The organism is Pseudomonas sp. GW821-FHT01C01, assembly GCF_059422645.1.
Window position 1 is genome coordinate 34,106 of sequence record NZ_JBWKXF010000020.1, and the last position, 12,822, is coordinate 46,927.

The 12,822-nt window shown below is 60.2% G+C and carries 15 protein-coding genes; 8 read left to right on the forward strand and 7 right to left on the reverse strand.

What is annotated here, in order from left to right; all coding sequences use genetic code 11:
- Nucleotides 1-41 precede the first annotated feature (41 nt).
- Together AC07XF_RS14445 and AC07XF_RS14450 are read left to right on the forward strand one after the other, a co-directional pair.
- Nucleotides 42-476 (forward strand): hypothetical protein, encoded by a 435-nt coding sequence (locus AC07XF_RS14445; protein WP_495027025.1) that lies wholly within the window; start codon nucleotides 42-44, stop codon nucleotides 474-476.
- Nucleotides 476-880: an META domain-containing protein gene (locus AC07XF_RS14450; protein ID WP_495027026.1), complete on the forward strand. Its 405-nt coding sequence runs from the start codon at nucleotides 476-478 to the stop codon at nucleotides 878-880. The genes AC07XF_RS14445 and AC07XF_RS14450 overlap by 1 nt, the downstream gene beginning before the upstream one ends.
- 214 nt (nucleotides 881-1,094) lie before the next feature.
- On the opposite strand, the gene AC07XF_RS14455 is transcribed toward AC07XF_RS14450, so the two are convergent.
- A complete protein-coding gene (locus tag AC07XF_RS14455; protein WP_495027027.1) occupies nucleotides 1,095-1,562 on the reverse strand; it encodes a TlpA disulfide reductase family protein in 468 nt (155 codons plus the stop codon).
- Between the two features lie 114 nt (nucleotides 1,563-1,676).
- Here AC07XF_RS14455 and arsC point away from each other — a divergent pair, with 114 nt between their 5' ends.
- Genes arsC through AC07XF_RS14470 form a run of 3 tightly spaced genes read left to right on the forward strand, consistent with a single transcriptional unit; the run spans nucleotide 1,677 to nucleotide 3,050 of the window.
- A complete protein-coding gene (arsC, locus tag AC07XF_RS14460; RefSeq protein ID WP_150672588.1) occupies nucleotides 1,677-2,030 on the forward strand; it encodes an arsenate reductase (glutaredoxin) in 354 nt (117 codons plus the stop codon).
- Entirely contained in the window at nucleotides 2,027-2,623 is a 597-nt protein-coding gene (gene wrbA, locus AC07XF_RS14465) for an NAD(P)H:quinone oxidoreductase (protein WP_007988758.1), read from the forward strand. Before arsC ends, wrbA begins: the two co-directional genes overlap by 4 nt.
- A gap of 1 nt (nucleotide 2,624) precedes the next feature.
- Entirely contained in the window at nucleotides 2,625-3,050 is a 426-nt protein-coding gene (locus AC07XF_RS14470) for a DUF2069 domain-containing protein (protein WP_495027028.1), read from the forward strand.
- Between the two features lie 88 nt (nucleotides 3,051-3,138).
- On the opposite strand, the gene AC07XF_RS14475 is transcribed toward AC07XF_RS14470, so the two are convergent.
- Both AC07XF_RS14475 and ttcA read right to left on the reverse strand, forming a co-directional pair.
- Entirely contained in the window at nucleotides 3,139-3,813 is a 675-nt protein-coding gene (locus tag AC07XF_RS14475) for a DNA-3-methyladenine glycosylase I (RefSeq protein ID WP_495027029.1), read from the reverse strand.
- Between the two features lie 128 nt (nucleotides 3,814-3,941).
- Nucleotides 3,942-4,766, reverse strand: coding sequence for a tRNA 2-thiocytidine(32) synthetase TtcA (ttcA, locus tag AC07XF_RS14480; protein ID WP_015096458.1), 825 nt, complete (start codon nucleotides 4,764-4,766; stop codon nucleotides 3,942-3,944).
- Nucleotides 4,767-5,182: 416 nt separating this feature from the next.
- On the opposite strand from ttcA, the gene AC07XF_RS14485 reads away from it, so the two are divergent.
- Nucleotides 5,183-5,785: a Yip1 family protein gene (locus AC07XF_RS14485; protein WP_429367095.1), complete on the forward strand. Its 603-nt coding sequence runs from the start codon at nucleotides 5,183-5,185 to the stop codon at nucleotides 5,783-5,785.
- Nucleotides 5,786-5,941: 156 nt separating this feature from the next.
- Complete coding sequence (locus tag AC07XF_RS14490; RefSeq protein WP_495027030.1) at nucleotides 5,942-6,436, forward strand: SprT family zinc-dependent metalloprotease; 495 nt, start codon at nucleotides 5,942-5,944, stop codon at nucleotides 6,434-6,436.
- A 120-nt stretch (nucleotides 6,437-6,556) separates the two neighbouring features.
- Here AC07XF_RS14490 and AC07XF_RS14495 read toward each other — a convergent pair whose 3' ends face one another.
- A complete protein-coding gene (locus AC07XF_RS14495) occupies nucleotides 6,557-7,738 on the reverse strand; it encodes a CaiB/BaiF CoA transferase family protein (RefSeq protein ID WP_495027031.1) in 1,182 nt (393 codons plus the stop codon).
- A gap of 144 nt (nucleotides 7,739-7,882) precedes the next feature.
- On the reverse strand, nucleotides 7,883-9,217 hold the full coding sequence (locus AC07XF_RS14500) for a dicarboxylate/amino acid:cation symporter (RefSeq protein WP_495027032.1): 1,335 nt from the start codon (nucleotides 9,215-9,217) through the stop codon (nucleotides 7,883-7,885).
- 338 nt (nucleotides 9,218-9,555) lie between these two features.
- On the opposite strand from AC07XF_RS14500, the gene AC07XF_RS14505 reads away from it, so the two are divergent.
- The gene (locus tag AC07XF_RS14505) at nucleotides 9,556-10,554 is read left to right on the forward strand and encodes an AraC family transcriptional regulator (protein ID WP_495027033.1); all 999 of its coding nucleotides are present in this window, start codon (nucleotides 9,556-9,558) and stop codon (nucleotides 10,552-10,554) included.
- 153 nt (nucleotides 10,555-10,707) lie between these two features.
- On the opposite strand, the gene AC07XF_RS14510 is transcribed toward AC07XF_RS14505, so the two are convergent.
- Nucleotides 10,708-12,054: an ATP-binding protein gene (locus tag AC07XF_RS14510; RefSeq protein ID WP_495027034.1), complete on the reverse strand. Its 1,347-nt coding sequence runs from the start codon at nucleotides 12,052-12,054 to the stop codon at nucleotides 10,708-10,710.
- Nucleotides 12,051-12,728, reverse strand: a complete 678-nt coding sequence (locus AC07XF_RS14515; protein WP_495027035.1) for a response regulator — start codon at nucleotides 12,726-12,728, stop codon at nucleotides 12,051-12,053. The genes AC07XF_RS14510 and AC07XF_RS14515 overlap by 4 nt, the downstream gene beginning before the upstream one ends.
- Nucleotides 12,729-12,822: the final 94 nt, after the last annotated feature.

The window sequence follows — 12,822 nt, forward strand, 5'->3', positions numbered from 1 at the left end:
TGCAAGCCCGTGCTAGCATATCGCGCATATTTGGAGGACCCATGGTCGAACACGATTTCCGCTACAGCCTGATGAACCCGCAACACACCCTCACCGAATGCCGCGCCCTGGTGCCGGGGCGTTATCAGGTCACCGGCAACGGTGGCTCGATTCGCAACAACGACGTGCTGGTCGTGACCCTCAAAGGTGCCAAGGACTTGTCCATGCGCCTGACCGTCGAAACGGTTCGCCACCTGATCAACCCGCCTGGTCAATGGGTCGCGGTGGCCAGTGGCCCGGTGTTCGGCGAACTGGCCATTCACACCTGGCAAGTGAACTGTGACAGCTGCGCCAAAGAGCTGAGCTTCGAATTCGCCGTCGATGCCAAGCTGGGCAACAAGGCCGAAAAACCTGCTGCCACCGCGCGGATTACCGAACTGGGCTGGACCACCGTTGGTGAGAAACACCTGTGCCCGAAATGCCAGGAGCCTGCGTGATGAAACGCCTCGCTCTGACCGCCACGGTCGGCGCCAGCCTGCTGGGCTGCGCCGCCGAGCCGGTGCAACTGCAACAGAACCGCAGCTACATTCTGGAATGGATCGGCGAGCGGCCGTTGATGGACTACAGCCACCTGACCATCACCTTCGGCGAAGATGGCCGGGCCTACGGCAACGGTGGCTGCAACCACTGGTTCGCGCCGTACACCCTTGAGGGTGAAAAACTGACCTTCGGCAAAATCGGCAGCACCCGTAAACTGTGCGCGCCGGCGCTGATGGAACAGGAAAAACGCTTCCTCCAGGCACTGGAAAATGTCCAGCGCTGGGACGTCTCCCCGATCGAGCAGATACGCTTCTGGCCAGCCGAAGGCAAGCCGTTGCGTTGGTGGCTTGAGGAGGGTTGATCGCCCCGTTCCAATCCAGGTGATACCTGTGGTGAAGGGGCTTTTTGTGGCGAGGGAGCTTGCTCCCGCCGGGCTGCGAAGCAGCCCTAAACCCAGTCACCTCGTTTAATCAGACTCACCGCAAACACTGCTCCTGCGAGTGCTACGCACTCGAGCGGGAGCAAGCTCCCTCGCCACAAAAGCTCCCTCGCCAGAGGTGAGCAGGGTCACTTGATCAATTTTTAGCCTGCAACGCCTCAAGCTTCGCCATCACCCCCGCCGCCGTCTGTTCACCCATCAACTGCTCACGCACCTTGCCCTTGTCATCGATGATGTACGTCACCGGCAACGCTTCGCTGCGCGGCAGATCGAACAGTTCGGAAGGGTCCTGGGCCAGCACCGTGAACTTGATCCCCAGTTTCTCGCTCGCGCCCTTCAGCTCCTGCCCCTGGACGTTGTCGAAGTTGACCCCGAACACACCGATTTTCTTGCCCTTGAGCTGCTCGGCCAAAGTGTTCAACTCCGGAATCTCGGTACGGCACGGTCCGCACCATTCTGCCCAGTAGTTGAGCACCAGCCATTTGCCGTCCAGCCGATCAGCGACGATCTTCTGACCATTCTGGTCGATGCCATAGTCATTACCGCAGCCCCCCAGCATCAACGTTCCGATGATCGCCAATGCCGCTGCCAGTCGCCTTGTCATGTCGTGTTCCTTGTCAAAAATTGAATGCGCCTGCGACCCATCGCCTCTCACGGTTCTGGATTGCGCGCTGCACAGTTAGAATAGCCGCCACCTTACGCAAGATGCGACCCGCTCATGACCGATCTGACGCTTTATCACAACCCGCGCTGCTCGAAATCCCGCGGTGCGCTCGAACTGCTTGAAGCCCGTGGCCTGACACCGACCGTGGTCCGTTACCTGGAAACCCCGCTGGACGCCGCGCAAATCCAGAGCCTGCTGGGCAAACTCGGGATCAGCGCCCGGCAATTGCTGCGCACCGGTGAGGACGAGTACAAAACCCTCGACCTGGCCGACAGCAGCCTGAGCGAGGCGCAATTGATCGCCGCCATCGCCGCCCACCCGAAACTGATGGAGCGACCGATTCTCGAAGTCGGCGACAAAGCCATCATCGGCCGCCCACCGGAGCAGATCCTGGAACTGTTGCCATGAGTGCGCCGTACATTCTGGTTCTGTACTACAGCCGCAGCGGCTCGACCAACGAAATGGCCCGGCAGATTGCCCGCGGTGTCGAACAGGCCGGGCTTGAAGCCCGCCTGCGCACGGTGCCGGCGATTTCCACCGAGTGCGAAGCCGTTGCGCCGGAAATTCCGGACGAAGGCGCGCTCTATGCCAGCCTCGACGACCTGAAAAACTGTGCCGGCCTGGCACTGGGCAGCCCGACCCGCTTCGGCAACATGGCGGCGCCGCTCAAGTACTTTCTCGACGGCACCAGCAACCTGTGGCTGACCGGCGCGTTGGTCGGTAAACCGGCCGGTGTGTTCACCTCCACGGCCAGCCTGCACGGCGGCCAGGAAACCACGCTGCTGTCGATGATGTTGCCGTTGTTGCACCACGGCATGCTGATCACCGGTCTGCCGTACAGCGAATCGGCATTGCTGGAAACCCAGGGCGGCGGTACGCCATACGGCGCCAGCCACCACGCCGGTGCTGATGGCAAAAGCGGCCTGGACGCCCATGAAGTGGCGCTGTGCCGGGCACTCGGCATGCGCCTGGCCAAGACTGCACAGAAACTGGAGAGCTGAGGTGGCCAGGAAGCCGAAGATACTGCCCGCCCTCGAATGGCTCGAACCACGCGTCAAGGCGATGCGCGTCATCAGCCTGCTGTGTTTTTTCGGCCTGGTGGGGTTGCTTTGCGTTTACTACCTGGCGGTCGCCGACCTGCACGGTGCACGCCCTTGGGTGATTCTGTTGATCGAGCTGGTGCCGCTGCTGATTTTGGCGCCGGGGATGATCGTCGGCAGCCCTCGCGGGCATTCGTGGATGTGCTTTGTGGTGAACCTGTTTTTCATCAAGGGCGCATTGGCTGCCTATGACCCGAATCGGCAAATCTTCGGTTTGCTGGAGATGGGCGCGAGCCTGGCGGTGTTCTGCTCGGCGCTGTTGTATGTGCGCTGGCGCTATCAGTTGAACCGTAAGCTGGCCGGCGAAGGCGAAATCTCTGTCGCCTGATCCGACGCCTTCGCTGGCAAGCCAGCTCCTACAGGGTATACGCTGATTTTGTAGGAGCTGGCTTGCCAGCGAATGGGGCCCCCCGGTCTCAATGATTGACGGTATAAGCCAGCATCATCGAAATCTGGCTCATCGGCCGCCCGCCACTTTCCTCATGCCACTGGTTGAACACGTCCTGCACCAAAGCCAGGTCGCGCAGACTGCTCGGCACCTTGTCGATGATGTCCTGTGCATTCAGCGCCGCTACCACGTCATAGCTCGGTACAAAGGTATCCTTGCCGATCATGCGCAGGAAGCGCGGGGCTGACAGGCCGCCCAACTGATGTCCGCGTTTTTTCAGGAAGGTCCAGAGCCCGACGATATCGGTCACCGGCCAGTCGGCGATCAGCGCACCGAAGCTGCCCTTTTCATGGGCCACGTCCAGTATGAACTGCGCATTGCGCGGCACACTCTTGAGCTTGCCCAGGTGACGAATGATCCGCGCGTCCTGCATCAGGCGCTCAAGGTGCTCGGCGCTCATCAGCACGACTTTTTCCGGATCGAACTTGAAGAAGACTTCTTCGAAGGCCGGCCACTTGGCATCCACCAGGCTGTGTTTGAGTCCGGCGCGGAATACCCGTAGCGCCATCATCGAGAGGTAGCGATCGTCGCTGATCTTGCGCAGTTGCGCCGCAGTCTTGGGAACGGGCAGATGGGCTTCCAGTTCAGCCGCCGAACCGAAGCGGTTCAGACAGTATTCATTGAGCCACTTGTAATCGCGCATGCCCTCTCCTGAGGATTGAAACGAAAACCAAAGTGGGAGCGGGCTTGCTCGCGAAGGCGGTGCGTCATTCAACATTGATGTCGACTGACACTACGCCTTCGCGAGCAAGCCCGCTCCCACAGTTTTAATCAGAGGTTGACCACGTTGACGAAGCGCGAAGCCGCGCTTTCGTCGATCTTGAGGCTGGTGAAGTCGAACAGGTTGCGATCCGCCAGTTGCGACGGAATCACGTTCTGCAGGCTGCGGAAAATGCTCTCGGTACGGCCCGGTGTCTTGCGCTCCCAGTCCTGCAGCATTTCCTTGACCACCTGACGCTGCAGGTTTTCCTGGGAACCACAGAGGTTGCACGGAATGATCGGGAATTGCTTGAAGTCCGAGTAGGCCTGGATGTCTTTTTCGTTGCAGTAGGCCAGCGGGCGGATCACCACGTTGCGGCCGTCGTCGGCGCGCAGCTTTGGCGGCATGGCCTTGAGCGAACCGTTGAAGAACATGTTCAGGAAGAACGTTTCGACGATGTCGTCACGGTGGTGACCGAGGGCCATCTTGGTCGCACCGATTTCGTCGGCGAAGGTGTAGAGCGTGCCGCGACGCAGGCGCGAGCACAGCGAGCATGTGGTCTTGCCTTCCGGGATCAGCTCCTTGACCACCGAGTAAGTGTCTTTCTCGACGATGTGGTACTCGATGCCCAGCTCTTTGAGGTAGGCCGGCAACACGTGCTCCGGGAAGCCCGGCTGTTTCTGGTCCATGTTCACGGCCACGATCTCGAACTTGATCGGCGCGACCTTCTGCAAATGCATCAGCACGTCGAGCATGGTGTAGCTGTCCTTGCCACCGGACAGGCAGACCATGACCTTGTCGCCGTCTTCAATCATGTTGAAATCGGCGACCGCCTCACCGGCCTGTCGGCGAAGGCGCTTTTGCAGTTTGTTCTGGTTGACCGTGAGAGTGCCCATGACGCGAAATCCGTGAGGAGTGACGAAAGGCCGGCATTTTACGCAAAAACGCTTCAGGGGCGAAGTGCCTCGGATACCAGTGGCGAGGGAGCTTGCTCCCGCCGGGGTGCGAAGCAGCCCTGATTTGTTGCAACCCTTTGCGCCAGACACTCCGCGGCGGCTTTTTTGCGGTTGCTATGCAACCGAACGGGAGCAAGCTCCCTCGCCACAGGTGTCATACCGCACAGACCCGACGGCGATTAACAACCGGGTTTACAGCGCGATTTGCTCTAATGCCCCTACTCCCTCTGGGGAAACTCCTCCCTATACTGCGACATAAGGTCGCATATTATCTTCAGACCTATGACTTGCCCGGCCGCATTGGCCCGTAGGCGCTCCACTGGGGGGCGACGGTAAAAACAAGAGGAGTGACTGGCATGATCCATCACGTAGTGGGGCTCTTCACCCACCCTGACCAAGAATGGAAAGAAATCCGTGGCGACCAAGAGGAAAGCATCAGCCACATGTACCTGACCCACACGCTGATCCTGGCGGCAATCCCCGCCGTGTCTGCCTTTATTGGCACCACACAGGTCGGCTGGGTCATCGGCAATCGGGCTCCCGTGATGTTGACCGTAGAAAGCGCGATATGGATGACGGTCATGTCGTACGTGGCGATGCTCGGTGGTGTAGCGGTAATGGGTGCATTCATCCACTGGATGGCCCGCACCTATGACGCCAACCCAAGCCTCGCCCGCTGCATTGCGTTTGCAACCTACACCGCTACACCGCTGTTCATCGGCGGCCTCGCCGCCTTGTACCCGCACTTGTGGCTGGGGATGATCGTCGGCACCGCAGCCATCTGCTACACGGTGTACTTGCTGTATGTGGGCTTACCGACATTCATGAACATTCCATCTGACGAGGGCTTCCTGTTTTCAAGTTCGGTGCTCGCCGTAGGCCTGGTGGTGCTGGTCGCCATCATGGCGTTCACTGTGATTGTCTGGGGACTCGGCGTGGGGCCGGTCTACACCAATTAGCCGCTCATCACTGAAAATCAGAACTGCCGACAAAGGCCGCCGCAAGGCGGCCTTTTCATCTTCAGGAACGAAAAGGCACACGACCATTCGGCAACCTGGTGATTCGCAAGGTCCTAGGGTTGCGGCATACTCGACCGCTCTGGAGATCCATCAAGCATGCCCGAGCAACTCAATACCCGCGTCGAAGACTGTTTCCAACTAGCCGAATCCTTTTTCAAACGATCTTTCAAGCGCCCCGTGGTGAGCCTCAAGCTGCGCGGGCAAAAAGCCGGTGTCGCGCATTTGCACGAGAACCTGCTGCGTTTCAACCCGCAGCTGTACCGGGAAAACACCGAAGATTTCCTCAAGCAGACCGTGGCCCATGAAGTCGCGCACCTGATCGCCCATCAGCTGTTCGGCGACCGCATCCAGCCCCATGGCGAAGAGTGGCAATTGATCATGCGCGGCGTGTACGAACTGCCGCCCAACCGCTGCCACACCTATGACGTCAAACGCCGCAACGTGACCCGCTACATCTACAAGTGCCCGTGCGCCGACAGCGACTTTCCGTTCTCGGCCCAGCGCCACAGCCTGGTTCGGCAAGGGCGGCGGTATTTGTGCCGGCGGTGTCGCAACACCTTGGTGTTCAGTGGCGAGATGCGGGTCGAATAGCAAGACTTTGGGTGGCTGTACTGGCCTCTTCGCGGGCAAGCCCGCTCCCACAGGGGACCTCCGGTGTGGCATAGATCCAGTGTGGGAGCGGGCTTGTTCGCGAAGAAGCCGGAGCAGACGCTAGAGAATCACCTTGGCCCGCCGCAATTCAGCAATCCGCTCGACACCAAGCCCCAACTCCCCCAACACCTGATCCGTATGCTGCCCCAGCGCCGCACCGATATGCTTCGGCTCTGGCAAGCCATCGGAAAACTTCAGCGGGCACGCCATCTGCGCCTGGGTTGAACCATCACCCCGCGGCACGTCGGTCACCAACTCCCGCGCCTGCAACTGCGGATGACACAGCGCTTCTCCCAGGCTCAACACCGGCTCGACACACGCATCCAGTTCCGCGAACAGCGCGCACAACTCGGCAAAGTCATGCTTTTCAAATTCGACCCTCAGCGCGTCTTTAAGCTGTTTCTGATGCGCCGGTTGCGGTGACAGGCCCAGGCCGGCCAGTTCCTCCAGCCCCAACGCCGTGCACAACTGCTTCATGAAGGCCGGTTCCAGGCTGCCCACCGACAGCCAGCGCCCATCCCGGGAGCAGTAGTAATCGTAAAAGCTGCCGCCATTGAGCACCTGGCTTTCCGGCCCCGGCTCGACGCCGCAGGCCAGATACCCGGCACCCGCCATCGCATTCAGGCTGAACGCGCAGTCGGTCATGCTGACATCCAGGTGCTGGCCCTGACCGGTTTGCTGCCGGGCAATGACCGCCGCCAGCAAGCCAATCACCCCGTGCAGCGAGCCACCGGCGACATCCGCCACCTGCATGCCCAACGGCAGTGGCCCACTGTCGGCACGGCCGGTGTAACTCGCCAGCCCGGACAGGGCCAGGTAGTTGATGTCATGGCCGGCGCGGTCCTTGTAGGGGCCGGTCTGGCCGTAGCCGGTGATCGACACATAAATCAGTTTCGGATTGATCGCCTTCAGGGCTTCGTAGCCCAGGCCCAGACGCTCCATGACACCCGGACGGAACTGCTCGAGCACGATGTCGTAGTCCTGCAGCAACGAGCTGATCACCTCCAGTGCCTCAGGCTGTTTGAGGTCCAGGGCGAGGCTGCGCTTGTTGCGGTTGAGGTAGGCATGACTGGCTGACACGCCTTGATCGTGGGGCGGCAACACCCGCAGCAGATCCAGGCGGGTCGGTGATTCGATGCGCAGCACTTCGGCGCCCATGTCCGCCAGCAGCAACGAGGCGAACGGCCCCGGCAGCAGTGTCGAGAAATCCAGAACCTTGAGTGAAGCCAGTGGACCGAGCATGAGCGTTCTCCCTATACGATGCCCCCAGACTAGGCAGCCGAACGCATTGCAGCAATCACCGTATGCGCCAGTCACGCTGACCGTTGCGCTCAAACCACAGGCAACAAAAAACCCGCCGAAGCGGGTTTTTCATTACAACAAGGCTTACTTGGCGTTAGTCGGGGTTACCCCTTCGACGTGGCCCAGAACATCATCTTTAGGCTCGTCGGCAATGCCGCGACCGCCCGAAGCCAGTTCGGCCTGCAGCACGTCGGTGTCCAGTTCCTTGACCCACTTGGCCACAACGACAGTAGCAACGGCGTTGCCGATCAGGTTGGTCAGGGCGCGTGCTTCGGACATAAAGCGGTCGATGCCGAGGATCAGCGCCAGGCCGGCAACCGGCAGGTGGCCAACAGCGGACAGGGTGGCTGCCAGTACGATGAAGCCCGAACCCGTCACACCGGCGGCGCCTTTGGAGGACAGCAACAACACCACCAGCAGGGTGATCTGGTGCGTGATGTCCATGTGGGTGTCAGTTGCCTGGGCAATGAACACGGCCGCCATGGTCAGGTAGATGGCGGTACCGTCGAGGTTGAACGAGTAACCGGTCGGGATCACCAGACCCACGACAGATTTCTGCGCGCCCAAACGCTCCATCTTGACCAGCATGCGTGGCAGCACCGATTCCGAAGAAGAAGTGCCAAGCACGATCAGCAACTCTTCACGGATGTAGCGGATCATCTTCAGCACGCTGAAGCCATGCATGCGAGCGATGGAGCCCAGCACGATCAGGATGAACAGCAGGCAAGTGATGTAGAAGCACGCCATCAACTGACCCAACTGCACCAGCGAGCCGACACCGTAGGCACCGATGGTGAAGGCCATGGCACCGAAGGCACCGATCGGCGCGAGCTTCATGATCATGTTGATGATGTTGAACATCACGTGGGCGAAGCGATCGATGAAGTCCAGCAGCGGCTTGCCGTAGGCACCCAGGCGATGCAGGGCGAAACCGAAGATCACCGAGAACATCAGCACTTGCAGGATGTCACCGTTGGCGAAAGCGCCGACGATGGTGGTCGGGATCACGTTGAGCAGGAAGCCGATGACACTTTGATCAGCACCAGCCGCTACGTAGGTAGCGACTTTGGAGGCATCCAGGGTGCTTACGTCGATGTGCATGCCAGCGCCTGGCTGCACGACGTTGACCACGACCAGACCCACCAGCAAAGCGATGGTCGAAACGATTTCAAAGTAAAGGAGTGCGTAACCGCCAGTCTTGCCGACCGCTTTCATGTCCTGCATGCCGGCGATACCGCTGACGACGGTGCAGAAGATGATCGGGGCGATGATCATTTTGATCAGTTTGATGAACCCGTCACCCAGCGGCTTTACTGCCACACCGAGCTGCGGATAGAAGTGACCGAGCAAAACACCGATGACAATTGCAACGATCACCTGGAAATACAGGGATTTGTACAGTGGCTGACGAGTCGTCATTGCAAAGTTCCTCAAGGGTGTCCGGTGACAACATCCAACTGTTGCCCGCAACACCGCAATTGCGAACCCTCCTGCACTGGAGGGATTTGTTTTTTCGAGCTGCGCAACGGCAGGCATCTGCTCGTTGTATCGCAAGGCCCGTGCCACCTTCCGTAAAAACCCTGCAAGCCTTTTGATATCAGGGGTTGCAGCGAATTCCCTGTCACCGGGCGGTTACAACGGTGTGGCGGATTTCCGCCCTTCCACTAAAAGTCGTCCTGCTATCTGGCGGATATCCGCCCTGTTCATGCCCGCAGGACGCAGCTACCATCCGTCGTTCAACGGTCAGATCTGCTGCCATGCGCGAACGCACCATCGCCAGTCATTTCGCCCGCGCCGTTCTCGGGGGCGCGCGTCGACACGGCTACGACTATTCGAGACTGCTGCAACAACTGGGAATCAGCCCCGAGCTGCTGGACGAACCGCGGGCGCGCATCGCTCCGGAGCAGTTCACCCAACTGATTAAGGCCTTATGGCTGGCACTGGACGACGAGTACCTGGGTTTTGGGCAAGCCCCGAGCAAACCGGGTAGCTTCGCGATGATGTGTCATGCCGTGATCCACTGCCGCAATCTGGATAAGGCACTCAATCGCGGCTTATTGTTTTATAGCCTATTCCCCGGGGCTCCGCGTTTGACCCTGACTCATGAGGACGAATGGGTCCGCATGAGCCTGGACGACTCACAACTCTGGGACCCGGACCACTTTCTGAGCGAGGCTCTGCTGGTGATCTGGCATCGATTCGGCAGTTGGCTGATCGGCCAGCGCATTCGACTGGAGCACGCCACATTCAGCTATCCCCGCCCCGAGCACGGTGCCGAATACGATCTGCTGTTTTCCTGCCCGTTGGCGTTTTCTACCAAGCAGAGCAGTCTGCTGTTTCACAGCCGTTACCTGACCATGCCGTTATTGCAGGACGAGCGCACCCTCAAGCATTTTCTTGAGCACTCCCCGGCAAACCTGCTTTCGCGCCCGGATGACGGCGACAGCCTGAGCAGCCGTTTACGCCGCTTGCTGAGCCGAGACAGTTCTCGCTGGCCCGACCTGGAAGCCGTGGCCGCCCACCTGCACATCAGCCCGCAAACCTTGCGCCGGCATCTGCGGGAAGAGGGTTCGAGCTTTCAGGAATTGAAGGACCAGTTGCGCCGGGACATCGCGATTTATCACCTGAGCCGCGCCGACCTGTCGTTGCAACAGATCGCCGAACAACTGGGGTTTTCCGAGCCGTCGGCGTTTCACCGGGCGTTCAAGAAATGGACCGGATTGACGCCGGGGGCCTACCGGGCGCAGGAAAACTGATTTCCAAGGCCGAATTTTTTTGAAGTATTCACTGGCCTCTTCGCGAGCAAGCCCGCTCCCACATTTGGCCCTGTTCCGTCAGAGGGAACGCGGTCGAATGTGGGAGCGGGCTTGCTCGCGAAGAGGCCAGTAGAAGCACTATCAAACTCCCGGTTAAACCAGCGGAAAGTGAATCCGGAACGCCGCCCCGCCCATTGGCGAATCCCCCAGCGTCAGCTGGGCGCTGTAGCTTTCGATGATGTCCTTGACCACCGCCAGGCCGATGCCCTGCCCCGGGTGCTGGCGATCCAGGCGTTCGCCGCGTTCGAGAATCCGTGCGCGCTGATCCTGTGGCACGCCGGGGCCGTCGTCCTCGACACACAACTCGGTGCCGCCGAGGGTTTCGCGCACGCTGATGCGTATTTCGCCAAGGCACAGGCGATAGGCGTTTTCCAGCAGGTTGCCCAGCATCTCCAATAGAGCGCCCTGCTCGATCGGTACGTAGCACGGGTCCGGCAGGTCGAAGGCAACGTGCACGCGCTTGTCGCGATAGACCTTGTCCAGCGTGTCGCACAGGCTTTTCAGCACCGGCCGCAAGCGCACCTGATGACGTACCAGACCACTTTTGCGCAGGCTGGCACGTTGCAACTGGTAGCTGATCTGCTGGCTCATGCGTTCGATCTGGGTTTGCAGCACCCAGGCCTGATCGCGATCCTCCGGACGCTGAGCCATGTCTTCACTGACGCCTTGCAACACAGCCAGCGGCGTTTTCAGGCTATGGGCCAGGTCATCGAGGGAATCACGGTAGCGACTGCGCTGTTCACGCTCACTGTGCAGCAAGCGGTTGAGGGAACCGGTCAGGCGCAGCAATTCCCGGGGATGTTCTTCACTGAGGCTCTCGCGGGTGCCACCTTCGATCTGGTCCAGCTCCTGGCTCAAGCGCCGCAATGCCTGCAAGCCCCAGGTCAGACCGATCCACAGCAACGCCAGCAACACCAGCAGTGCCGCGCCAAAACCCAGGTAAAGATTTTCCCGCAGGCCTTCGAGGGTCAGTTCGTACTCGCGAACCGGTTGCAGCGCCACGATGCTGAACGCTGCACTTTTACCGCCGAGCAACTTGACCTCGACGTCGTAGACGAAGAACTCCTGGCCATTGGCTTCGCGGATTCGCGCGAACTCGTTGCCACGTCCGTCGTAGCGCGGCTTGTAATTGATGTGTTCTTCCTGGGTCGCCTTCGAACGCCAGACCTGGTGCCCCTCACGGTCATAGATGTAGCCGAGCAATCGGCTGTCGGTGAGGTTGAAGCGTTCGTCGGGCAATTGCGCCGGCATCTGCAGGCTGTTGTTCTCCACCCGGGCGGCAGAGATCAGCGTGGTCACGTCCGATGCCAGGCGCTGCTCGATGGAGTCCTGCAGCGCCAGGCTGAAGGCACCTTGCATCGCCGGCAGCAACGCCAGCATGAACAACACCGCCAACAGCGTGGCGGCGAGCATCAAGCGAACGCGCAGCGAACGGATCAAGTGCAACGCTCATTGAACAGGTAGCCCAGGCCCCGCACGGTGTCGATCGGCTTGAACCCGCCCGGCCCCTCCAGTTTGCGGCGCAACCGGCCGACCAGTACCTCGATCACATTCGGATCACGCTCGTCGTCATCCGGGTAGAGCTGCTCCATCAAGCGGTCCTTGGGTACTACTTGCTGATGGTGGCGCATCAGGTATTCGAGGATGCGGTACTCGTACGCGGTCAGCGCCAGCGGCTGTTCATCGAGGGACGCCTGTTTGCGATTGAGGTCCAGCAGCAAGGGACCGGCAACGATAGTCGATTGGGTAAAACCGCTGGAGCGGCGCAGCAAGGCATTCAGGCGGGCCTCCAGCTCTTCGAACTGGAACGGCTTGACCACGTAATCGTCGGCCCCGGCGGCCAGGCCTTCGACTTTGTCCTGCCAGTTACCGCGCGCGGTGAGGATCAGGATCGGGAAGATCTTGCCGCTTGAGCGCAACTGGCGGATCAGGTCGAGCCCGCTCATGCCCGGCAGACCGAGGTCGATTACCGCCAGGTCAAAGTTGAACTGCGCGGTCTGGTACAGCGCCTCCTCGGCGTTGGCCACGGACTCGACCACGTGGCCGCTCTCCGTCAGGCGGGTTTGCAGGTGATGACGCAGCAGCGCTTCATCTTCGACAACCAGCAGTTTCATAACGCTCTCCCGGGCAAATCAACATCTCCAGAGGCACAACGTCGCACCTCAATAGCTAAAATGGCAACAGTCACTGTAGGAGCGAGCTTGCTCG

Bases quoted from the DNA above. Each gene is read 5' to 3' on its own strand.
- ttcA (WP_015096458.1), bottom strand. From the start codon at position 4,766: ATGGGCACTCTCACGGTCAACCAGAACAAACTGCAAAAGCGCCTTCGC.
- AC07XF_RS14515 (WP_495027035.1), bottom strand. From the start codon at position 12,728: ATGAAACTGCTGGTTGTCGAAGATGAAGCGCTGCTGCGTCATCACCTG.
- AC07XF_RS14475 (WP_495027029.1), bottom strand. From the start codon at position 3,813: ATGCGCGATTACAAGTGGCTCAATGAATACTGTCTGAACCGCTTCGGT.
- wrbA (WP_007988758.1), top strand. From the start codon at position 2,027: ATGAGTGCGCCGTACATTCTGGTTCTGTACTACAGCCGCAGCGGCTCG.
- AC07XF_RS14485 (WP_429367095.1), top strand. From the start codon at position 5,183: ATGATCCATCACGTAGTGGGGCTCTTCACCCACCCTGACCAAGAATGG.
- arsC (WP_150672588.1), top strand. From the start codon at position 1,677: ATGACCGATCTGACGCTTTATCACAACCCGCGCTGCTCGAAATCCCGC.
- AC07XF_RS14455 (WP_495027027.1), bottom strand. From the start codon at position 1,562: ATGACAAGGCGACTGGCAGCGGCATTGGCGATCATCGGAACGTTGATG.
- AC07XF_RS14450 (WP_495027026.1), top strand. From the start codon at position 476: ATGAAACGCCTCGCTCTGACCGCCACGGTCGGCGCCAGCCTGCTGGGC.
- AC07XF_RS14445 (WP_495027025.1), top strand. From the start codon at position 42: ATGGTCGAACACGATTTCCGCTACAGCCTGATGAACCCGCAACACACC.
- AC07XF_RS14505 (WP_495027033.1), top strand. From the start codon at position 9,556: ATGCGCGAACGCACCATCGCCAGTCATTTCGCCCGCGCCGTTCTCGGG.
- AC07XF_RS14500 (WP_495027032.1), bottom strand. From the start codon at position 9,217: ATGACGACTCGTCAGCCACTGTACAAATCCCTGTATTTCCAGGTGATC.
- AC07XF_RS14495 (WP_495027031.1), bottom strand. From the start codon at position 7,738: ATGCTCGGTCCACTGGCTTCACTCAAGGTTCTGGATTTCTCGACACTG.
- AC07XF_RS14490 (WP_495027030.1), top strand. From the start codon at position 5,942: ATGCCCGAGCAACTCAATACCCGCGTCGAAGACTGTTTCCAACTAGCC.